This is a genomic window from Clostridium sp. (assembly GCF_017888565.1).
In the GTDB taxonomy this organism is placed as follows: domain Bacteria; phylum Bacillota; class Clostridia; order Clostridiales; family Clostridiaceae; genus Clostridium.
Map to the genome: position 1 here is coordinate 1 of NZ_JAGHFX010000102.1, position 21073 is coordinate 21073.

The window sequence follows — 21073 nt, forward strand, 5'->3', positions numbered from 1 at the left end:
ATTAGATTTCAAAAAAGGTTAAAAAATATGGCTCCAATTAAATATCGAAGCCATTTTTGTAATTCACAATGATATATCCCTTTTAACAATGTCTACTTTTTAGGGGTCAGACCAAAACGCGAGCCCTTTTTAAACTATTGATTTCACTTGATTAAAGACGTTTTTAAACTTAAATAGTATTTATATATTCGCAAAAATGAAAGTTCTAATTTGGTAATCTCTTTTATCTACTAATATCAAAATTTATTTTGATACAGCCCCTTCTTTATTTAATAAAAAGAAAAATATAAAATTAAATATCTATATAATGTATAAAGGGATAATTATATAAAAATAGCAATTTTGTTATATTTATTGATGTTATTATACAAGAAATAGTTAGAGATTTATTTTATAATATGCTTGTAGTCAAAATAATAATATGTGAATTCAATTTATCTATTTTATGTTAATTAAAACAATTAACGTTTAAAATAGGACATATTCAATTATGCAGATTATAGTTGAAACATATATACTATGGAAATAATTATTAAGAATAGAGGGTGATTTAATGTTAGGTAGACTATTAGGCTATGAAGTAAATAATAAAGAAATTAGATTAAAGTATGAAAGAAATGAAGCTACTATAACAATTATTAATGATGGGGTTGTTAATTTTTTTGTTCCATTTCACAGAAAAGAGAGAAACTCTAAGGCAGTTGAAAATTTGAATATAGAAAGTTCTAGTTTTTCACTAGAAAAAACTGAATATACTTTAAATATATTAACAGAAAAATTAAAAATTGTTGTTAATGATAATTTTAAGATAGATATTTACGATAAAAATGAAAAGGTTTTATGTAGGGATTATAGGGATACAAGAAATCCATTTAAAAGAAGAGGAAATAATCTTGATCTTGCAGCTGAAGAAGGACATAGTTTAAATGGACATCAAGATTTTAAGGTTTATGTAGCAAAGACAATGGAAGATGATATGTATTTTTATGGTCTAGGAGAAAGAACAGGATCTTTAAATAAGAAGGGTTATCATTATAAAAATTGGAATACTGATGATCCAAGTCCTCATGGAGAAACATTTGAGCAATTATATAAATCAATACCATTTTTAATATCATTAAAAGATGAAGAGGCATTTGGAATATTCTTCGACAATCATTTTGAAAGTCATTTTGATATGGGAAAAGAAAATTCAGAATACTATTATTTTGGAGCTATAGAAGGTAACTTAGATTATTACTTCATATATGGACCAGAAGTAAAAAATGTAGTAAATGAATATACAAAGCTTACAGGAAAAACTCCTCTTCCTCAATTGTGGACATTAGGATATCAACAATGTAGATGGTCATATGCACCTAAAGAAAGAGCTTTAGAGATAGCAAAAGCTTTTAGAGATAAGGGGATTCCTTGTGACACATTATATTTAGATATAGATTATATGGATGGTTTTAGAGTATTTACTTGGGATAATAAAAAATTTGAAAATCCAAAGGAATTTACTGATGAGCTTAAGAATATGGGATTTAAAGTTGTTACAATTATAGATCCTGGTATAAAAATAGATAAAGAATATAATATATATGATGAAGGAATGAAAAATGACTATTTTGCAAAAGACAAAGACGGAATAGTATATAAAAATAAAGTTTGGCCAGGAGATTCAGTTTATCCTAACTTTATGAGTTCAGAAGTTAGAAAATGGTGGGCAAAAAATCAAAAAATTATGATGGATGCAGGTGTTTCAGGAATATGGAATGATATGAATGAACCAGCTAGTTTTAATGGACCATTACCAGATGATGTAGTTTTTAATGAAGATGGGTTAGAGGTTACTCATAAAGAAATACATAATATATATGGGCATATGATGAGTAAATCTACTTATGAAGGAATAAAGGAAACCACAAATAAGAGGCCATTTGTAGTTACAAGAGCATGCTATGCAGGCACTCAAAAATATTCAACTATTTGGACTGGAGACAATCAAAGTACATGGGAACATTTGAGAATGTCTATTCCTATGTTAATGAATTTAGGTTTAAGCGGAATGAGTTTTTGTGGAACAGATGTTGGGGGCTTTGGACATGATTGTACTGGTGAGTTATTAAGTAGATGGGTACAAGTAGGAACATTTACACCATTATTTAGGAATCATTCAGCAATGGGAACTAGAGATCAGGAACCATGGGCATTTGATAAAGAAACAGAGGAAATTAATAAAAAATATATAAATCTTCGTTATAAGTTAATACCTTATCTATATGATTTAATGTGGAAGTGTGAAAATACTGGAGCACCAATTATTAGACCTCTTCTATTTGAATATCAAAGTGATAAGAATACTTATGAAGTAAATGATGAATTCCTTTGTGGAGATAGTATTTTAGTATCTCCAGTAGTTGAACAAGGTATGAGACAAAAACTTGTTTACTTACCAAAAGGAAGTACATGGATAGATTTTTGGACTGGCCAAAGCTATAATGGAGGACAATATATAATAAAAGAATCTCCTTTGAATACTTGTCCTATATTTGTAAAAGCAGATTCCATTATTCCAATGAGCATAGAACAAAATTATATTGGTGAAAAAGAGCGTGATGAACTAATTTTAAACCTATATTTAAGTGAAGAAGAAAATGAGTTTAAATATATTCATTATAATGATGATGGTGAAAGTTTCGAGTATAGAAATGGAATATATAATGAATATGAAATAATTGTATCTAATAAAGAAAGCATTGATATAAAATTTATAATAAATAAGAATAATTATATTAAAAAATATTCTAAAGTTAAGTTTATAATAAATAATTTAAAAACAAATAAGAAAATAACATTAAACGGTAAAGAAGTTAGCTTAAATAATTATTCTATAGAAATGAATATATAAAAATAAAAGTTAGTAGAATTAGAAATATCTACTAGCTTTTATTTGAGTATTTAGTTTTTTATTTATATATAAAATTAAAAGGTATATTATTTAACAAATTCAACTACATCTTCAAAAACTCTTCTAGTTTTAGGGGCAGGATTTTCATTTCTATATCCTAATGCTAGCATACATGATATGTTAAAGTGATTAGTATCTAGAAGATTTCTATCACTTAATATTTTTGTAACAGCTTTAGCATCATATCCACCTATAGTGCATGAATCAATTCCAATTAAAGCTGAAGTAGTTAGCATTGTACCAAGTGCAATATATACTTGTTCTCTTGAATAATGGTTTATTTCTTTTTCATTATTTTTAAATCTATTATCATTTACATCTTTTATCATCTTTAACATTATATCTGCAACTTCTTTTGGTAAATGTTTATCTTCATTGAATAATTTATTTAAATATTCAGAATCTGCTTTTAAATCATTTGCTGCTCTATTTAAAAGTATTACTAAATGGCTACAAGAAGGAATTTGTTTTTTGCCACCTAAAGCAACGGAAGCTAATTCGTTTTTTAAGTCTTCATTAGATATAACTAAGAATTTCCAAGGTTCAATACCAATTGAGCTTGGAGATAATCTACCACTTTCAAGTATTAAATTTAAGTCTTCATCGTTGATTTTTTTATTTTTATCAAATTCTTTACAAGCATATCTATTATTTAAAGCATTTAAAATTTCAGTATTGTTCATATTAAACTCTCCTTTATTAATTAATATTTATAAACTTTACAATTTAAATTATAATATATAAAGTAGTATAATGAATAAGGTATCTCAAAACAAGTAGGCAAGTTTTCTTTAGTTAGTTACAAAAAAGTAAGTAATGGAGGCTAAATTATGAGTAATTATATTCAAAAAAAAGAAATAAACGAAGAAGCTGTTAAATATGCTTTAGATATATTATCAGGAAAGTGGAAACTAAAAATAATGATAGAAATTTGGAAAAATGAAAGCATACGTTTTAATCAATTAGAAAAAAATGTAGATGGTATATCTAGTTTAATGCTAACAAGATGCCTTCGTGAACTTGTTGAATATAAAATAATAGAAAGAAAGCAATTTAATGAAATACCTCCACATGTAGAGTATTCTTTAACAGAGATTGGAAAATCTATTTGTCCAATAATGCATTCATTAGAAGAGTGGGGAAATAAGGTTAAAAGTGAAAGTAATAAAAAATAATGTATATTCGTCAATGATATACATTTTTTTATTTTATAATATTTTTTTAAAACTATACTTTATTAGAATTCTATTTTATAAAAAGTTAATAAAGTATATTTAAAATATTTTTTTGCGAATTTAAGTTGACTTCTAACATAAAAAGAGATAATATAAGTACAAGAAATATTAGTTGTATAAAATTTAATTTTAAACAACATGAAATAAATGGAGGAATAATAAATGAGTTTTTATGATTTTAATGCTAAAGATATTGATGGAAAAGAAATAAACATGAGGGACTATAAAGGCAAAGTAGTTTTAGTAGTTAATACTGCAAGCAAATGTGGATTTACTCCTCAATATTCAGATTTAGAGAGATTACACAAAGAATATAATGAAAAAGGATTAGAAATTTTAGGATTCCCTTGTAATCAATTCTTAGAACAGGAACCTGGAAATAATAAAGAAGTTAAAAGTTTTTGTGAAATAAATTATGGAGTAACATTTAAATTATTTGAAAAGATAGACGTAAGAGGTGCTTCTGCACATCCAATATTTAAATTTTTATGTGAAAAAGAAAAGTTTAAAGGATTTGATTTAACTAAACCAAATGGAAAATTATTAAATAGTATATTAAATGAGAAATTCCCAGAATATTTAATTGATGATTCAATAAAATGGAATTTTACAAAGTTTCTTATTGATAGAGAGGGCACTGTTGTAGGAAGATTCGAACCAACAGTAGATCCTCTTGATATGATTGAAGATATAAAAAAATTACTATAATTAAGAGGAGATAATTTTATGAGTTTTTATGATTATTCTGCCAAAAATATAGATGGAAAAGAAATAAATATGAGTGATTATAAGGGAAAAGTAGTTTTAGTAGTTAACACAGCAAGTAAATGTGGATTTACCCCTCAATTAAAAGATCTTGAAGAGCTTAATAAAGATTATAAAGATTTAGGAGTAGAGATATTAGGTTTTCCATGTAATCAATTCTTAAATCAAGAACCTGGAGATAATGAAGAAGTTAAGAACTTTTGTCAAATAAATTATGGAGTTACATTCAATATATTTGAAAAAATAGATGTTAATGGAAGCAATACTCATCCTATATACAAATATTTAAAAGAACAAGAAAAAGGATTATTAACGAAAGATATTAAGTGGAACTTTACTAAATTTCTAATTGACAAAGAGGGGAATGTTATAAAAAGATATTCACCATCAACATCGCCTTTAAAAATAAAAAATGATATAGAAAAACTACTATAAAAATAAGTACGTCTATAATAGATATTGACATAAAAGCTTTAAAAATGTAAAATCAATTTAATTTAATAAAATCAAATTTGATGTTTATATTGTAGGTGAAAATATGAATAATTATAATAATCTAAAGTTAGATAATCAAATATGCTTTTCTCTTTATGCGGTATCACGAGAAATAATAAAGTTATATAAGCCAATATTAGATGAATTTAATCTTACTTATACTCAATATATAGTAATGCTTGTATTATGGGAGGAAAGAAAAGCAACCGTAAAACATCTTGGAAATAGATTGCATTTAGATTCTGGAACCTTAACACCATTATTAAAAAAGTTAGAAGGAATGGAACTTATAACTAGATATAGAGATGAAAATGATGATAGAGTTGTTATAGCTGAATTGACTAAAAAGGGTTCTGATCTTCAAGAAAAAGCAAAAGAGGTTCCAAGTAAGATGATGTGTAATATTAATATTTCAAAGGAAAAAGCTATTGATTTAAAAAGAAATTTGGACGAATTACTTAAGAATTTAGAATAACTTTAAATGGAGTGTATTTAGTTTTTAAATTAAATATACTCTATTTTCATATATAAACAAATTTATTGCATAAAACTTTATACTAGAGTACTATATTAGGTGTTTATTAAAAAAGCGGAGTGATTGATAATGGAAGAAAGATTACAAAAATATATGGCAAGATGTGGGGTAGCATCTAGAAGAAAATGTGAAGAAATCATATTAAGTAGTAAGGTAAAGATAAATGACAAAATTGTAAATGAATTAGGAGTAAAGATAGATCCTTCTAAAGATAAAGTATACTATAATGGGAAAATAATACTTCCTGAAGAAAATAAGCTATACATAATGTTAAATAAGCCGGAAGGCTACATAACTTCTGTAAAAGATGAAAAAGGTAGAAAAACTATATTAGACTTAGTAAAAGTTAATGAAAGAATATATCCTATAGGAAGATTAGATTATGATAGTTCAGGGTTAATTTTATTAACTAATGATGGCGATATATATAATAAAATAATACATCCAAGAGTTGAAGTTGAAAAGAAATATATTGCATTATGTAATGGCGTGTTTTCTGATGAAGAAATCAAAAAATTTGAAAATGGAATTGATATAGGCGGATATATTACTGCTAATGCAAAAATTAAACTTATTGATAAAGAGAAGGATAAAAAGACTAATAAAATTAATTCTTTAGTTGAAATTATAATTCATGAAGGAAAAAATAGACAAATAAGAAAAATGTGTTCAGCATTAGGGCATGAAGTTATAACTTTAAAAAGAATAGCTATTGGAGATATTAAACTAGGGTATTTAAAAAGAGGAGAATGGCGAAATTTAACTAAAGAAGAGCTAAATTATATCAATTCATTATAGAGGTGAAATATGTATAGATATGTAGGGAATATAAGTGATTTATCACATCACATAGTAAAAGATTTTGCGTTAAATAAAAAGGTAGCTATAGATGCAACATTGGGTAATGGACATGATTCAGATTTCTTATCTAGTATATTTGAAAAAGTTTATTCATTTGATATACAAAAACAAGCTTGTGAAAATTATAAATTAAAAGAAATTAAAAATGTAAAAATAATAAATGATTCGCATCACTTATTAAATAAATATATTGATGAAAATGTTGATTGTATAATGTACAACTTAGGTTTTTTACCAGGAGGAGATAAAGAAATTACTACATTACATAATACATCTTTAGAAAGCATTAAATCAGGTCTTGAACTTTTAAACAGTGGGGGATTAATGACAATATGTATTTATAGAGGTCATTATGAAGGCAAAATTGAAGAATCTTGCATTTTGAAGTATTTAAAAGATTTACCTAAAAATAAGTTTGGAGTTATGGTTCAATCATATCTAAATAGAGAAGATATCTCACCTATACTTGTAGTTATAGAGAAAAAATAAAATTGACAACTTTAAAATTTATTACAAGTTTTTATAATAAATATATACTAAAATGAAATGATTATTGATGAATTATTCAAAAAGTGATAATATATAAATATAAGTTTAAAAGTAAAAGTTGTTAAGTTTAACGAAAAGAAGGGATATAGATGGATAATAATCTTAATGAAAACTCAAAAGATTTAATGCGATTAATACAAGCAAGATTCCCAAGGTTAAGTAAAGGCCAAAAATTAATTGCAGAATATATCTTAAAAAATTATGATAAAGCTGCTTTTATGACTGCAGCAAAATTAGGGGTCTCTGTTGGGGTTTCAGAGTCAACAGTAGTTAGATTTGCTAATGAATTAGGTTTTTCTGGCTATCCTAAGCTTCAAAAAGCATTACAAGAACTTATAAAAAATAAACTGACAACAGTTCAAAGATTGGAATTATCTAATGATTATGTTAGTGAAGGCTATGCTCTTAAAGGTGTGCTTAAAGCAGATATGGAAAATATAAGAGCAACTTTAGAAAAGATAAATTATAACACATTTGAAGAAGTTGTTAATAAGATATTTGAAGCTAAAAGAATATATATTATAGGACTTAGAAGTTCAACTGCTTTAGCTGAGTTTTTAGGTTTCTACTTAAATATTATTTTGCAAAATGTCAAGACAGTGGGCTATGGAATTTCTGATATATTTGAACAAATGATTAATGTGGAAGAAGGAGACTTGGTGATAGGCATAGGTTTTCCAAGATATGCTTCTAGAACTATAGATGCCCTTGCATTTGCACAAGATAGAGGGGCAGATGTTGTAGCAATTACGGATAGTCTTTTATCTCCATTAGCATCTAAATCAGATTATGCTTTAATAGCTCAAAGTAATATGGCATCATTTGTTGATTCACTTGTAGCACCTTTATCTGTAATTAATGCATTAATAATTGCTGTAGGTATGAGGGAAAAACAAAGTATTACAGATACATTTAATAATCTTGAATTAATTTGGAAAGATTATAATGTATATTCTTATAACAATAAAAATGTTGGAGACGATTAATAATAAGAGTGTTAAGTTATGTTTATTAAACATTTCTTAGCACTTTTTAATTACTTGTTATATTGAATTAAAGATGCTAAAATGATATATTTATTATGACAAAATAATGCATTAGGAGGATTATAATGAAAAAAGTAATAGTTATAGGAGCAGGACCAGCAGGAATGATGGCAGCTATAACAGCATCTAAAAATAATAATAACGTTGTCTTATTAGAAGGTAACGAAAAGTTAGGTAAAAAGTTATTCATTACAGGTAAAGGAAGATGTAATGTTACAAATATTAAAGATATATCAGAGTTTTTTGATTATATACCAGGTAATCCTCATTTTTTATATAGTGCATTATATACATATACAAATGAAGATACAATGAATTTTTTTGAGTCCCAAGGAATAAAGTTAAAGGCAGAGCGTGGAGGTCGTGTATTTCCTTTCTCAGATAAATCTTCTGATATAATAAAAGGTTTATCAAATGAGCTTTTTAAAAATAATGTTGATGTAAAATTAAATAGTAAAGTTACTGATATAATTTTAAAAGAAGGTAAAATAGAATCTGTAAAAGTAAATGATGAATATCTTATAAAAGCTGATTACTTTATCATTGCAACAGGTGGTGTTTCTTATCCATTAACAGGTTCTAAAGGAGATGGATTAAGATTTTCTAAAAAGTTAGGCCATAATATAACAGAATTAAAACCCTCATTGGTTCCAATAGAGATAAGAAATAATTGGGTTAAGGATTTATCTGGATTAACCCTTAAAAATATAGAGATATCAATTTTTGATGAAAAAGTACGAAAACCTCTATATAAAGATCAAGGAGAAATGTTATTTACAAGTTATGGGGTATCTGGACCTCTTATACTCAAGGGATCAAGATATATAACTAATAATGGTAATTATAATATAAACTTAGATTTAAAACCTGCTTTATCAAATGAAGAGCTCGATAAGAGAATTCAGAAGGATTTTAAAAAATTTATTAATAAAGATTTTAGAAATTCCCTAGATGAATTGCTTCCTAAAAAACTTATACCAATTATTATTGAGCTTTCTAGGATACCTGAAAATAAGAAAGTAAATGAAATAACAAAAGAAGAAAGAAGAAATCTTGTAAATTTAATAAAAGGGATTAAATTGAAAGTAATAAGGCTTAGACCTATAGAAGAAGCAATAGTAACATCAGGAGGGGTAGATACTTTGGAAATTGATCCTTCTACCATGAAATCTAAAAAAATATCAAATCTATCTTTTGCAGGAGAAGTTATAGATGTTGATGCTTTTACTGGAGGGTATAATGTTCAAATTGCATTGTCTACAGGTTTTTTAGCTGGAAGTAATATATAAAATTGCTTGTTAAAAATACATAATAATAATATAATTTATATAAAAATGTTTTTCAAATACGAAAGGTGGAATATTATTTTGAGAATATCAGTTGCTATAGATGGACCAGCTGGAGCTGGAAAAAGTACAATCGCTAAATTAGTTGCCAAGGAATTCAATTTAATGTATATAAATACGGGAGCGATGTATAGAGCTGTAGCTTTAGTTGCAATAGAAAATAATATAGAAGATACAGATATAGAAGGTTTATGTAATTTAATAGATACACTTGAAATGAAATTTGAAAATGATGATTTAATTTTAAATGGAGTCAATGTTCAAGAGCAAATAACAATGCCAGAAATAAGTGCAATAGTATCTAAATATGCTTCTATTCAAGAAGTAAGATCTAGATTAGTTAAATTACAAAGAGATATGTCAAATAAATTTGATGTTATAATGGATGGAAGAGATATTGGTACAGTAGTACTAAAGGATTCTAAATTTAAATTCTTCTTAACTGCAACTCCAGAAGCTAGAGCAGAAAGAAGATATAAAGAATTAAAAGATAGAGGATTAACTGTTGATTACTCAACTATACTTGAAGATATAATAAAAAGAGATTATATAGATAGTAATAGAGAAGTAGATCCTTTAAGAAAAGCAGATGATGCTATTGAAATTGATACAACTGGATTATCAATTTCAGAAGTAACAGAAAAAATATGTTTAAATATAAAAAAATAATATTTTATACAAATATTATAGTATAAACATTTAAAAGTATAATATACTTAAAATATAATATGTAATTGAACTTAGGAGAATTAATATGAGTAAAGTAGTATTAGCTGAAAGTGCAGGATTTTGCTTTGGTGTACAAAGAGCAGTAGAAGAAGCACTTAAGGTAAAAAAACAATATGATAAAAAGATATATACATTAGGACCTTTAATACATAATAATGATGTAGTTAGATATTTAGAGAAAAATGATATATATTCAATTGATTTTAGCGAAATTGATAAGCTAGAAAAAGGAGATGTAATAGTAATTAGATCTCATGGAGTTACAAAAAAAGTTGTAAATACTTTAGAAGAAAAAGGTCTTGTAGTAGTAAATGCAACATGTCCATATGTAACTAATATTCACAAGAAAGTTAATAAATACTCAGATTTAGGATATAATATTGTTATATTAGGTGATGACAAGCATCCTGAGGTTATTGGAATAAATGGATGGTGTAATGATAGTGCTATAATAACAAAGGATGGTACTTTCGAAGAGGAGCTTCCTAAAAAGATTTGTGTTGTATCACAGACTACAGAAAAAGAAGAAACTTGGAAAAATACATTAAATAATTTATCTTCTAATTCTAAGGAATTATTAGCATTTAACACAATTTGTTCTGCTACAGAAGTAAGACAAAAAAGTGCTAATGAATTATCTCAAAATGTAGATACTATGATTGTAATTGGAGGAAGAAATAGTTCTAACACAACTAAACTTTATCAAATAGCAAAAGCTAATTGTCCAAATACAATTCATGTTGAAAATGCTAAGGAACTTACTAAAGAGTTCATAGAAGAAAATAAAGGAAAAGTTGTTGGAGTTACTGCTGGAGCATCTACTCCTGACTGGATAATAAAAGAAGTAATTGATATTATGGAGGGAAAGATTAATATGGAAGATCAATTAAAGCTAATGGAAGAAATGGATAGAAGATTTAGAATTGGAGACGAAATAAAAGGTGAAATCCTATCAATAGGAAGAGAAGAACTAGTTATTTCTCTTGTTGGATATAAATCAGATGGAGTTATTCCATTTAAAGAACTTACTTCAGAAGAAAACTTAGAATCATATCTTTCTTCATTAAAAGTTGGAGATGAAATAACTGCTAAGGTTATAAAGCTAAAAAATGAAGATGGAAATGTAGTGCTTTCAAGATTAGAATATGAAAAAAAAGCAGCATTAAATGATCTTGAAAATATATTTAATAATAAAGAAGTATTTTCAGTTAAAATAAAGGATGCAAAAGAAAAGGGAGTAATAGGATATTATAAAGGTGTTAGAATATTTATACCAGCTTCTCAAGTTGATATAAGATTTTCAAATGATAGAAGTAATTTAATAGGAGAAGATTTAGAAGTAAGATTAATTGACTTCTCATTAGATAACCCTTCAAAGATAGTTGCATCAAGAAGAATTATATTAGAAGAAGAGAAAAAAGCAATAGAAGATGCTGCTTGGGAAAATATTAGTGTAGGTGATGTTGTAAAAGCTGAAATTAAGAGATTTACAAACTTTGGAGCATTTGCTGATATAAATGGAGTAGATGGATTAATACATTTATCTCAAATATCATGGAGTCATGTAAAATCAGCAGAAAGTGTTCTTAAAAAAGGACAAATAGTTGATGTTAAGATAATTGAAGCAGATAGAGAAAATAATAGACTTTCTCTAAGTATAAAGGCTTTAACTCCAGAGCCATGGAGCAATATTGAAGAAAAATATCCAGAAGGATCTGCAGTTTTAGGAAAGGTAGTAAGAATTAGTGATTTTGGCGCTTTTGTTGAGTTAGAACCAGGTGTAGATGGATTAGTTCATATTTCTAAAATAACTCATGATAGAATCAATAATCCTGGAGATGTTTTAAAAATTGGCGATGAAGTAAAAGCAATAATCCTTTCAGTAGATGCAGAAAATAAAAAAATAGCATTAAGTATAAAGGATGCTGAATAAGTAATATATATATTAAGACACACATATAAATTATATGTGTGTCTTTTATTATTATCTTGACCAGAATATTATGGAAGAAGTATACTAATTTATATAGAGAATAAAAGGGGTTTACAATAATGTTAGAGAAATTGACATTAAACAATATGGAGTCTTTTAAAGGGCTTTATTCTAAAAGTATGAGACATGAAAATTATGATAAAGATTTCTTTAAATGCTATAATAATCAAAATTTTTTAATAAAATTTTTATATAGAAAGTTTATGAGAATTATAAAATTAGATAACACTGATATTGGATATATATGGTATGAAGCACCAATGGATAAATATATTAGGATTTGGGCATTATACATAGATTCTAATTATATAAATTTAATAAATAAGTCTATATTATCTTATTTTGATAATAATACTCTTTCTTATGAAGCAATAGATAATATCGAAAATTCTATAGTTTTAGAAAAGCTAGGATTTAAAAAAATTAAGTATACTTCATTAATGGAAATGAATATAGAGAATTATAATAATACTGATAGAATTTATGAAGTCTATAATGAGATGATTAAGAAATTACATTGGAGTAAGAATAGTAATTCTAGCACTTTGTTTTCTACTAGAAAATTAGTAGTAGGAAAGGATGAAGAATTAAGGTGTAATATTCAAAATGATATATTTTGTGAATGGAATAGAAGACCATTAACTGTAGAAGATATATATAGCGATATGACACAAGATTATTTTCTAAAAGACTTATGTATATTTGGAATGATAAACAATTCATATATTGGGTATGGTCAAATAATATTTAATAGAGAAATGTTTACAATAGTTAATTTTGGAATAATCAATGACTTTAGAGGTATTGGATTAGGGAAATTATTATTGCATGAAATAATTTTATATGCTAAAAAGTCAGGAATAAAAAACTTAACTATTAGGGTAGACTGCACTAACATAAATGCTATTAATTTATATAAGTGGATTGGGTTTAAAGAAAAATATAAAATAGTCATTTGGGAAAGAGAATAGTAAAAGACGCAGTCCCAAAAATTCATTTAATATAAAATTTATTGAATTTAAAGTAAACTTTATTTTCTCAAAAAAAGTTAATCTCCTATCTTTATAATGGGGGTAAGACCAAAACGCGAGCCCCTTTTAAACCATTGATTTTACTTACTTAAAGACGTTTTTAAACTTAAATAGAGATTTTTATTTATTATCTATATATGTAAAAATAAGAAACGTGAATTAGAACTTTCCTTTTTAGCGGTATTAATTACAACTATAACACCAATGGTAAACTTAATTATAAATTTAGTGTTTCCAGTATAATTAGTATATCTTATATGAAATCTATAAATTTCTTTCTTTGTTAAAAAACATTATTATTTAAGGTAATTTAGGTATAAAAGCACTTTAAATAATGTGATTTATTATCAAATTTCCATAGAAGTATTTGAAAATAGATAAATATTTATTATAATGTTATTGGGGAAAATATATTTCTAAAAAGGAGAATACTTATGAAGGAAGAAATTAAAGATTTAAAATATTACATAGAGACTTGGGGATGTCCGTTAGTATAAAAAAAGAGGATTTTCTTTAATAAGAAAACCCTATATTTAAGCCATTCTTGAATGTGATAGATGTTATTTTTTTATCTAATATATAAATTTCTTTAATAAATGAATTAAAAAATTCTTTTAAAGATTCTCTTTTTAATAATTTAATGGCGGTTTTGTTATCTACGTTTTTTAAGATTATTTCATTCAAAACTGTATTTAATAATACGGTATCTAATTTTATTTCTTCACTATCTTTATTTTCTAATTTCATTTCTTCATTTATTTTATTTATATTATCCTGTATTTCTTTTTTCTTTAAAACATAGTCTTTGCTAGACATACTATCTTCATCAAACAAATATAATTCTTCTAATCTTTTTAAAGCTCTTTTATATTTTTCTAATTCTTTAATTTTTAAATCTAAATTAGAACTTTTGTTGTAATTTTTATTATTAAATGAATAGAAACCATGCTTTTTATTTATCATAATATCAAATAAATCTTCACATTTTATTTCCTTAACTCCTAGATTTCTAGAAAGTAAATCGATAAATTCTAAATAATCTATTCTATTTTTGCTGTTTATAGAACTTATATTTCTAAGTAACGATGTTATAAAATTATATATAATTTTTTCACTAACAGTTTTCTCTTCACAATTATTTTTATTATATCTATTGCTACATACGTATAAAGAGGGCCTAAAACCATCTAAGTGAGGTTTATCTTGTTTAGCATAATAATTCCCCATACAAGAACCACATTTTATTAAACCAGCAAATATATGTGTTTTCCCATTAGCTCTAAATTTAGAATTACTTCTTAAAGAATTTCTATCCATTATGTCATTACATTTATTGAAAATCTCTTTAGAAATTATTGGGGGGTGATTATCTTCTAGCACTACCCATTCATCTTCACTTTTCTTCTTGCCTCTAGCAGATTCTCTGTAATTATACCTATAAGTACCTATATAGAATGGATTTCTAATTATATCTGTTATAGTTTTAGTAGTCCATCTTCCATTTCTTTTTGTTTTTATATTATTAGCATTTAAAATATTTCTAACTATAGAAGTGGATTCTTCTGTTAAATAAGTATTAAATATAAGTTCTATTGTATTTTTTTCTTCTTTGTTTATAATTGGAAACTTAATTTTGCTATCCCATTTATAACCTAATGGTATAGGAGAACCGTTCCACATACCTTTACTAGCTCTATCTAACATTACTGATTTAACTCTTTCGCCAGTAAGTTTTCTTTCTAATTCAGCAAATACTAATATTATCTTAAGCATAGCTTCACCCATTGCAGAGGAAGTGTCAAATTGTTCATTCTTACTTACAAAGATGCAATTGCATCTTTTTAATTCTTCATACATATCACAAAAATCTAATAAATTTCTTGAAATTCTATCTATTTTCCATACTAATAAATGTGAAAACTCGCCAGCTTTTATTCTTTTTATCATATCTTGAAAAGCCGGTCTATCTGTATTTTTACCAGAATATCCTGCATCTTCAAAAACCTCATAATTATTTGTATTTAAAATATACTTAGAATAGTTTATAAGCTCTTCTCGCTGTAATGGTAAAGAATCCTTATCAATTTGATGATGAGTTGAAACTCTAGTGTAAATTGCTACTTTCATTTTTAAATACCTCCCATATATAAAAGAAAGATGAGATTACTCATCTTCCTCATTTGGTTGAATTATGTAACTTAAATCTGCTTTGATTGCTTCTATAAATAAAGTTTCAGCAACATTTTTAGGCTCATAATCCTTAAATAAAGAATCTAGGTCATTAACCAGTTTAAGCTCTTTAATTTGTTCAATTACAGTTCTAGTAGATTTTGCAATATCTCTAGTTTTTCTATATTCTTCATCACTGATTCCATATAACCAATATTCTTCTGGTTTACCTGAATCAGCAACTAGAGAATAAAGAAATTTTTTACTAGGTTTTCTACTGCCGTTTTCAACCATAGTATAAGCACTAGGAAGAACTTCTAATCTACTAGCCATTTCTTTTTTGTTTAGATTTAACCCTTCTCTATATTCGGTTAATCTTTCTGTAAAGTTCATATTCAACACCTCGTATTCATTATATAATAACTTCACATTTTTGTAAAGCAAATTCACAAAATAGTACATTCTAATACTGAAAATGGTTCGACGAAATTCACGGAAACGTGAATTAATTTGAAGAAATTTAAAGGAAAACCAAGTAAAATAAGAATATATTGCTATTTTGAGCAAATATGATTAAAAAAGCAAATTCACAAAAGTGTGAATTGGTGATATTATGAATGTGCGAGGAGGTGAAGGGGATGACACTTAAGGAAATGCGATTAGAAAGTGGTCTTAAAGCTAATAAGATAGCTGAGAAATTAAACATTTCCAGAAGGCAACTTGTTAATTTAGAACAAAAGAAATTCAAGCTTTCGGAAGATAAAGTTGAAATTCTATCAAAACTTTATGAGAAAGATAAAGAAGAGATAAGAAAGGCTGGAAAGTAAATGAGTGAAGCAGAAAGAAAATTATATGAATTATTAAAGAAGGTGGCTTAAATGGATATGAAAGCAATAGAAGGTTTTCTGATAAATATATGTGGTTATAAATCTATTGAAGATGCCAAGGAAAATTATAAGCCTTTAAATTTTTATCCTTTAATAGGAGAAATTGATTTTAAAAAGGAGGAGAAGTAATGAATAATTTAATAAAAATTAATGGATTAGTAAATATTGAAGGAATGCAATTCCATAACATAGAAGGTGGATTTGGTAAAGGTAAGAAAGCAATGTTAGCTAAAGAAATTGCTGAAATACACGGAAGAGAGCTAAAGTTTATAAATCAAAATATTAATAGAAATATAAAAAGATTTACAGAAGGGCTTGATATTGTTGATTTAAAAGGAACTCAATTCGAGGTAACTTTGAGCAACCACGGAATTTATACTCAAAATTCAATAAATGCAAGTAATAATATCTATTTATTATCAGAAATAGGATACTCAAAACTTCTTAAAATTTTAGAAGATGATGTTGCATGGGAACAATATGAAAAGTTGGTTGATGGTTACTTTAATATGAGAGGACAAGCCTTAAATACATCTAAATTATCTAAAGAACTTCAAGCAATATTAATGTTAGATAATAAGACTTTGGAGTTGGAAAGAGGATTAGAAGAAACTAATAACAAGTTTGATAACTTTGTAGAGGATTTGCCACTTATAGGGGATGAACCAGATGAATTAGTAGCTGTAGTTAAAAGTAAAGGAACAGAAGTTTTAGGTGGTAAGGATAGTCCAGCATATAAAGATAAGTCTTTATCTAAGAAAATATACAGTAATATTTGGAAGTATGTAAAAGAGCAATTTAATGTAAAGAAATATAAAGCTATAAAGAGAAAATACTTAGAAAAAGCCAAAGAAATAGTACAAGATTATGATGCACCATTCTACTTAAAAGAAGAAATTACAAAGGTTAATAATCAAATAGATTTTAAGGAGGTAATTTAATATGACAGATAAAGAAATGAGAGAAATATTACAAAGTATAGGATAGCTAAAAACTCTGGAATTGCACAAACAACTTTAAGTGAAATAACAAATGGGAAAAATACAAATCCAACAATCGAAACACTAGAAAAAATTGCAAAAGGTATGAGAATTCAAGTATCAGAGTTAATTAAAAAAGCAGAGGAAATTGAAAGGAGAAAGAAAAGTGAGTAAAGAGATACAAATTTTTAAAAATGAAGAGTTTGGAAATATTAGAGGATTACAAATTGATGGAGATAGTTGGTTAGTTGGTAAAGATGCCACAATTGCTTTAGGGTACTCAAATTTTAGTGATGCTTTAAAAAGACATGTCGATGAAGAAGATAAGAAGAAAATCGCATTTCACGATTATCCAGAATTAGGGAATAAAGGAGCGGTTTTGATTAATGAAAGTGGTTTATACAGTTTAATACTAAGAAGTGATATGCCAAAAGCAAAACAATTTAAAAGATGGGTTACATCAGAAGTATTACCTAGCATAAGAAAAACAGGCTCATACCAAAGCCAACAACAATTAATAAATGGATTAAATGAAACAATAGAGCAAATGCAAGAAACAATAGAAGAATACAAAAGTATGTGTAAGATAACTTGTTCCAAGAAACGTAATTATACAGATTATATTAAGAAGGCTTTAGGAATAAATAAAGCTAATAAAGAATTCGACAGAGTTAAAGCAAGAATATTTTTAGTTCTTGGAGTTACTAAATGGGAAGATATAGATTTTGAAACATCTAAAAATATTCTATCCGTTATTGATGAAAGTATTAGAGTTGCTAAGAGGGAAAGACCTTATAAACAAATGAGTTATTTTGATTAGGAAGGAGAAATAAAAATGAAAAGAGAGAGAAAGAGTACAGAGGTCAAAGTTCATGGGTTTGAAAATTTTACAATAGAGCATGCACAAAAAGCCTTTGATGTTTTAGGGAAATTACAAAGTAAAAAATATGGTGTTGAAATAATATACACAGTTAGGAAGAAAGAAGAAGTAGTAAAAAGTTGAATGTGAAATAAGGAGGATAAACAATGAATAATAAAATTGTAAAAATCAATAATACTGATTTATCAGTAAAAGAATTTAAAGGACAAAGAGTTGTAACATTCAAAGATATTGATATGTTACATGAAAGAGTAGAAGGAACTTCTAATAAAAGGTTTATTGATAATAAGAAACATTTTATTGAAGAGGAAGATTACTTTGAAATTACTGGAGATACACTTAGACAATTTAAACGACTTCCGAATTTCGGAATTGGTGAAAAAGCTAGCAAATTAATATTAATCACAGAAAGTGGTTACTTAATGTTAGTAAAGTCACTTCAAGATGATTTAGCTTGGAAGGTACAAAGAGAATTAGTTAATAATTATTTCAGAGTTAAAGAAGTAGTACAAGCCTTAAATACATCTAAATTATCTAAAGAACTTCAAGCAATATTAATGTTAGATGAGAAAACTGTTGAAATGGATAATAGAATAACAACTCTAGAAGAAAGAATGACTATAGAAACAGGAGCTCAAAAAGTTTTGCAAGATTTAGTTAATAAAAAGGTTATGGCTATATTAGGCGGTAAAGATACACCAGCATATAAAGAACTAAGCAAGAAAGCATATAGTCAATGTTGGAAAGATTATAAAAGGATAGTAGGAGTTGCTTCTTATAAAGATACAGCTATAAAAGATTTTGATTTTGCTAAGAAAGTAATCATAGATTGGAAACCTAACAGAGAACTTGAACTAATGATTAGAGGGTGTAATGCACAAATAAGAATGTAGGAGGTAAACTTATATGAGATTTTATGAAAGTAGAATAATAGAAAGAATAGGATATGACTTTTATTGTGATATTGCAATAAATATTGTTGATAAGAGAAAAGCATTAGGACTAACTCAAGAAGAACTGGCTAAAAAGTCAGGAATAAAATTAAGCAGATTAAGTAATATCGAGAATGTTAAATATCGTATAGGACTTGATGAAGTTGAAAAGTTAGCAAAAGCATTAGAGGTAACTGTTAATAATTTAATAAATGCAGAATTAGATAGTCAAGTTGGAGATTGTTTATATCTTATTTCATTAGAAGGAGGGGAAAGTCATGGATTATATCAAAAAGCAACTAGTAAAAGAATGGCATTTTTTAAACTAGAGAAACGATTGAATGATAAAGAAGTATCTCTTTTTAGTAATTCAAGAAGTAGGGCTATTGTTAAATTAGTAGGTGTACCTGTAACTGACCAAGAATTAAAAGATAAGTTACCTAAATTCAAAGAAAATCAAGAGATTGAGAAATAGGAGGAAGTATAAATGAAACAATGTCCAAGATGTGAAAATGAACAATTAAAAGAAGAGTATAAGCATTGTCCAATATGTGGAGTAAATTTAAATGAAGAAATAAAAAAGGCTGGAGTAGATGTATTAAAATTTTTAATGAATTCTTATATAGAAAAAGAATGTAATGATTCAGAAGAAGAAGAATTTAAAAAGTTAATTGTAGGTGCATTAGGAGTTGCAATTGAAGAATTAGAGAAAAATTCAGAGGAAGAGTTAGATAAAAAGATATTAAACCTCGATAGAGAAACAACATCAAGAATAGCTCCATTAACTAGAGCGATTATAGGTTATGCTACACGTAAAGAAATAAGCTTAGATGAATTAGAAATAGTTTTCAAAATAGCTAAGGAGAATTACATTCTAATTCATAATAACAAAAATAAAAGTTAAATTATCAACAAAAATTGTTAATAACTTGTGGATAAGCTGTATATAAGTTGTTGATATGTAAGAAAGGAGAAAAATATGGTTAAAACTGAAGATCATTTAGGCTTAGCTAGAAAAGTAGCTTTTGAATATTATAGACGTTCAAAAGGTAAATACACATATGATGAATTAGAATCAACTGCATATATGGGTTTAATTAAAGCTGCGAATAACTTTGATGAATCTAAGGGATTTACGTTTGCAACTTATGCAATGTCAACAATAATAGGCGAAGTTAAAAGGATGTTTAGAGACGATAAATGGTATTTTGTAAAACGTAATGTACCTCAAAAAATGCTTTCTTTAAATTTTGTAATAGATAATACAAACAATATAGAAATGCAAGAAACATTAATAGATGAGGGAAATGTTGAGGAGAATTTAATTAACTCAGTATTAGTTTCTGAGCTCTTTAAGTTACTAACTCCAAGAGAAAAGCAAGTGATTTATTTATATTATTATATGGACTTAAGTCAATCTGAGATTTCAAAGAATATAGGGATGTCTCAACCTAATGTAAGTAGAACAATTAAAAAATCATTAAAGAAAATGAGGAATGAATTATATAATGATAAATTTTTAGCTTAATTGGAAGGAATTAAATGATAGGTAATTTAGTGTGCGTAGTAATACCATATAAAACGTTTAAAGAAAAAATAAGAATAACAAAGAAGTATCAAAAGCATAAAATTGAAATTCATAAAAATTTTATTTTAGTAATCAATAAAGATTTAGGAGGAAGTAATG

24 protein-coding genes and 1 pseudogene are annotated in these 21073 nt (G+C 26.3%); 22 read left to right on the forward strand and 3 right to left on the reverse strand.

Annotated features, from left to right (window positions below):
- The first annotated feature begins 553 nt into the window (after positions 1–553).
- Positions 554–2893 (forward strand): glycoside hydrolase family 31 protein, encoded by a 2340-nt coding sequence (locus tag J7M87_RS19895; protein ID WP_291653930.1) that lies wholly within the window; start codon positions 554–556, stop codon positions 2891–2893.
- 86 nt (positions 2894–2979) lie between these two features.
- Here the strand turns inward: J7M87_RS19895 and J7M87_RS19900 are convergent, their stop codons facing one another.
- Positions 2980–3636 (reverse strand): NAD(P)H-dependent oxidoreductase, encoded by a 657-nt coding sequence (locus tag J7M87_RS19900; RefSeq protein ID WP_291653931.1) that lies wholly within the window; start codon positions 3634–3636, stop codon positions 2980–2982.
- A gap of 147 nt (positions 3637–3783) precedes the next feature.
- Between J7M87_RS19900 and J7M87_RS19905 the strand changes: the two genes are divergently transcribed.
- The 11 genes from J7M87_RS19905 to J7M87_RS19955 all read left to right on the forward strand — a co-directional run bounded on the left by J7M87_RS19905 (position 3784) and on the right by J7M87_RS19955 (position 13478).
- Complete coding sequence (locus J7M87_RS19905; RefSeq protein WP_291653932.1) at positions 3784–4128, forward strand: helix-turn-helix domain-containing protein; 345 nt, start codon at positions 3784–3786, stop codon at positions 4126–4128.
- Between the two features lie 222 nt (positions 4129–4350).
- Complete coding sequence (locus J7M87_RS19910) at positions 4351–4896, forward strand: glutathione peroxidase (protein WP_291653934.1); 546 nt, start codon at positions 4351–4353, stop codon at positions 4894–4896.
- Positions 4897–4914: 18 nt separating this feature from the next.
- Complete coding sequence (locus J7M87_RS19915; RefSeq protein WP_291653936.1) at positions 4915–5388, forward strand: glutathione peroxidase; 474 nt, start codon at positions 4915–4917, stop codon at positions 5386–5388.
- A 103-nt stretch (positions 5389–5491) separates the two neighbouring features.
- Positions 5492–5923, forward strand: coding sequence for a MarR family transcriptional regulator (locus J7M87_RS19920; protein ID WP_291653937.1), 432 nt, complete (start codon positions 5492–5494; stop codon positions 5921–5923).
- 129 nt (positions 5924–6052) lie between these two features.
- Complete coding sequence (locus J7M87_RS19925) at positions 6053–6781, forward strand: pseudouridine synthase (protein WP_291653938.1); 729 nt, start codon at positions 6053–6055, stop codon at positions 6779–6781.
- Positions 6782–6790: 9 nt separating this feature from the next.
- A complete protein-coding gene (locus tag J7M87_RS19930; protein ID WP_291653939.1) occupies positions 6791–7333 on the forward strand; it encodes a class I SAM-dependent methyltransferase in 543 nt (180 codons plus the stop codon).
- A gap of 149 nt (positions 7334–7482) precedes the next feature.
- Positions 7483–8379, forward strand: coding sequence for a MurR/RpiR family transcriptional regulator (locus J7M87_RS19935; protein ID WP_291653940.1), 897 nt, complete (start codon positions 7483–7485; stop codon positions 8377–8379).
- Between the two features lie 125 nt (positions 8380–8504).
- Complete coding sequence (locus J7M87_RS19940; protein WP_291653941.1) at positions 8505–9728, forward strand: NAD(P)/FAD-dependent oxidoreductase; 1224 nt, start codon at positions 8505–8507, stop codon at positions 9726–9728.
- Between the two features lie 72 nt (positions 9729–9800).
- Positions 9801–10454: a (d)CMP kinase gene (gene cmk, locus J7M87_RS19945; RefSeq protein ID WP_291653965.1), complete on the forward strand. Its 654-nt coding sequence runs from the start codon at positions 9801–9803 to the stop codon at positions 10452–10454.
- Positions 10455–10539: 85 nt separating this feature from the next.
- Entirely contained in the window at positions 10540–12447 is a 1908-nt protein-coding gene (locus J7M87_RS19950; RefSeq protein WP_291653942.1) for a bifunctional 4-hydroxy-3-methylbut-2-enyl diphosphate reductase/30S ribosomal protein S1, read from the forward strand.
- 119 nt (positions 12448–12566) lie between these two features.
- A complete protein-coding gene (locus tag J7M87_RS19955; RefSeq protein ID WP_291653943.1) occupies positions 12567–13478 on the forward strand; it encodes a GNAT family N-acetyltransferase in 912 nt (303 codons plus the stop codon).
- 573 nt (positions 13479–14051) lie between these two features.
- Here J7M87_RS19955 and J7M87_RS19960 read toward each other — a convergent pair.
- Positions 14052–15665, reverse strand: coding sequence for a recombinase family protein (locus J7M87_RS19960; protein WP_291653945.1), 1614 nt, complete (start codon positions 15663–15665; stop codon positions 14052–14054).
- Positions 15666–15701: 36 nt separating this feature from the next.
- Positions 15702–16100 (reverse strand): helix-turn-helix transcriptional regulator, encoded by a 399-nt coding sequence (locus J7M87_RS19965; RefSeq protein ID WP_291653947.1) that lies wholly within the window; start codon positions 16098–16100, stop codon positions 15702–15704.
- Between the two features lie 245 nt (positions 16101–16345).
- On the opposite strand from J7M87_RS19965, the gene J7M87_RS19970 reads away from it, so the two are divergent.
- The 10 genes and pseudogenes from J7M87_RS19970 (at position 16346) to J7M87_RS20010 (ending at position 20914) form a co-directional block, all read left to right on the forward strand.
- The gene (locus J7M87_RS19970) at positions 16346–16534 is read left to right on the forward strand and encodes a helix-turn-helix transcriptional regulator (RefSeq protein ID WP_271845881.1); all 189 of its coding nucleotides are present in this window, start codon (positions 16346–16348) and stop codon (positions 16532–16534) included.
- A gap of 51 nt (positions 16535–16585) precedes the next feature.
- On the forward strand, positions 16586–16723 hold the full coding sequence (locus tag J7M87_RS19975; protein ID WP_291653949.1) for a hypothetical protein: 138 nt from the start codon (positions 16586–16588) through the stop codon (positions 16721–16723).
- A complete protein-coding gene (locus J7M87_RS19980; RefSeq protein WP_291653951.1) occupies positions 16723–17535 on the forward strand; it encodes an ORF6C domain-containing protein in 813 nt (270 codons plus the stop codon). Before J7M87_RS19975 ends, J7M87_RS19980 begins: the two co-directional genes overlap by 1 nt.
- Before the next feature lie 24 nt (positions 17536–17559).
- Positions 17560–17748, forward strand: a pseudogene (locus J7M87_RS20485) (helix-turn-helix transcriptional regulator); the annotation flags it as partial.
- Positions 17741–18394, forward strand: a complete 654-nt coding sequence (locus J7M87_RS19985) for a BRO family protein (RefSeq protein WP_291653954.1) — start codon at positions 17741–17743, stop codon at positions 18392–18394. The pseudogene J7M87_RS20485 and the gene J7M87_RS19985, both read left to right, overlap by 8 nt.
- A gap of 15 nt (positions 18395–18409) precedes the next feature.
- On the forward strand, positions 18410–18577 hold the full coding sequence (locus tag J7M87_RS19990) for a hypothetical protein (RefSeq protein WP_291653956.1): 168 nt from the start codon (positions 18410–18412) through the stop codon (positions 18575–18577).
- Between the two features lie 23 nt (positions 18578–18600).
- A complete protein-coding gene (locus J7M87_RS19995) occupies positions 18601–19347 on the forward strand; it encodes an ORF6C domain-containing protein (protein WP_291653957.1) in 747 nt (248 codons plus the stop codon).
- A 13-nt stretch (positions 19348–19360) separates the two neighbouring features.
- On the forward strand, positions 19361–19861 hold the full coding sequence (locus J7M87_RS20000) for a helix-turn-helix domain-containing protein (RefSeq protein WP_291653959.1): 501 nt from the start codon (positions 19361–19363) through the stop codon (positions 19859–19861).
- 12 nt (positions 19862–19873) lie between these two features.
- Positions 19874–20290, forward strand: coding sequence for a hypothetical protein (locus J7M87_RS20005; RefSeq protein WP_291653961.1), 417 nt, complete (start codon positions 19874–19876; stop codon positions 20288–20290).
- A 75-nt stretch (positions 20291–20365) separates the two neighbouring features.
- Positions 20366–20914, forward strand: coding sequence for a sigma-70 family RNA polymerase sigma factor (locus J7M87_RS20010; protein ID WP_291653963.1), 549 nt, complete (start codon positions 20366–20368; stop codon positions 20912–20914).
- Positions 20915–21073 lie beyond the last annotated feature (159 nt).

Bases quoted from the DNA above. Each gene is read 5' to 3' on its own strand.
- J7M87_RS19895 (WP_291653930.1), top strand. From the start codon at position 554: ATGTTAGGTAGACTATTAGGCTATGAAGTAAATAATAAAGAAATTAGA.
- J7M87_RS19900 (WP_291653931.1), bottom strand. From the start codon at position 3,636: ATGAACAATACTGAAATTTTAAATGCTTTAAATAATAGATATGCTTGT.
- J7M87_RS19905 (WP_291653932.1), top strand. From the start codon at position 3,784: ATGAGTAATTATATTCAAAAAAAAGAAATAAACGAAGAAGCTGTTAAA.
- J7M87_RS19910 (WP_291653934.1), top strand. From the start codon at position 4,351: ATGAGTTTTTATGATTTTAATGCTAAAGATATTGATGGAAAAGAAATA.
- J7M87_RS19915 (WP_291653936.1), top strand. From the start codon at position 4,915: ATGAGTTTTTATGATTATTCTGCCAAAAATATAGATGGAAAAGAAATA.
- J7M87_RS19920 (WP_291653937.1), top strand. From the start codon at position 5,492: ATGAATAATTATAATAATCTAAAGTTAGATAATCAAATATGCTTTTCT.
- J7M87_RS19925 (WP_291653938.1), top strand. From the start codon at position 6,053: ATGGAAGAAAGATTACAAAAATATATGGCAAGATGTGGGGTAGCATCT.
- J7M87_RS19930 (WP_291653939.1), top strand. From the start codon at position 6,791: ATGTATAGATATGTAGGGAATATAAGTGATTTATCACATCACATAGTA.
- J7M87_RS19935 (WP_291653940.1), top strand. From the start codon at position 7,483: ATGGATAATAATCTTAATGAAAACTCAAAAGATTTAATGCGATTAATA.
- J7M87_RS19940 (WP_291653941.1), top strand. From the start codon at position 8,505: ATGAAAAAAGTAATAGTTATAGGAGCAGGACCAGCAGGAATGATGGCA.
- J7M87_RS19950 (WP_291653942.1), top strand. From the start codon at position 10,540: ATGAGTAAAGTAGTATTAGCTGAAAGTGCAGGATTTTGCTTTGGTGTA.
- J7M87_RS19955 (WP_291653943.1), top strand. From the start codon at position 12,567: ATGTTAGAGAAATTGACATTAAACAATATGGAGTCTTTTAAAGGGCTT.
- J7M87_RS19960 (WP_291653945.1), bottom strand. From the start codon at position 15,665: ATGAAAGTAGCAATTTACACTAGAGTTTCAACTCATCATCAAATTGAT.
- J7M87_RS19965 (WP_291653947.1), bottom strand. From the start codon at position 16,100: ATGAACTTTACAGAAAGATTAACCGAATATAGAGAAGGGTTAAATCTA.
- J7M87_RS19970 (WP_271845881.1), top strand. From the start codon at position 16,346: ATGACACTTAAGGAAATGCGATTAGAAAGTGGTCTTAAAGCTAATAAG.
- J7M87_RS19975 (WP_291653949.1), top strand. From the start codon at position 16,586: ATGGATATGAAAGCAATAGAAGGTTTTCTGATAAATATATGTGGTTAT.
- J7M87_RS19980 (WP_291653951.1), top strand. From the start codon at position 16,723: ATGAATAATTTAATAAAAATTAATGGATTAGTAAATATTGAAGGAATG.
- J7M87_RS19990 (WP_291653956.1), top strand. From the start codon at position 18,410: ATGAAAAGAGAGAGAAAGAGTACAGAGGTCAAAGTTCATGGGTTTGAA.
- J7M87_RS19995 (WP_291653957.1), top strand. From the start codon at position 18,601: ATGAATAATAAAATTGTAAAAATCAATAATACTGATTTATCAGTAAAA.
- J7M87_RS20000 (WP_291653959.1), top strand. From the start codon at position 19,361: ATGAGATTTTATGAAAGTAGAATAATAGAAAGAATAGGATATGACTTT.
- J7M87_RS20005 (WP_291653961.1), top strand. From the start codon at position 19,874: ATGAAACAATGTCCAAGATGTGAAAATGAACAATTAAAAGAAGAGTAT.
- J7M87_RS20010 (WP_291653963.1), top strand. From the start codon at position 20,366: ATGGTTAAAACTGAAGATCATTTAGGCTTAGCTAGAAAAGTAGCTTTT.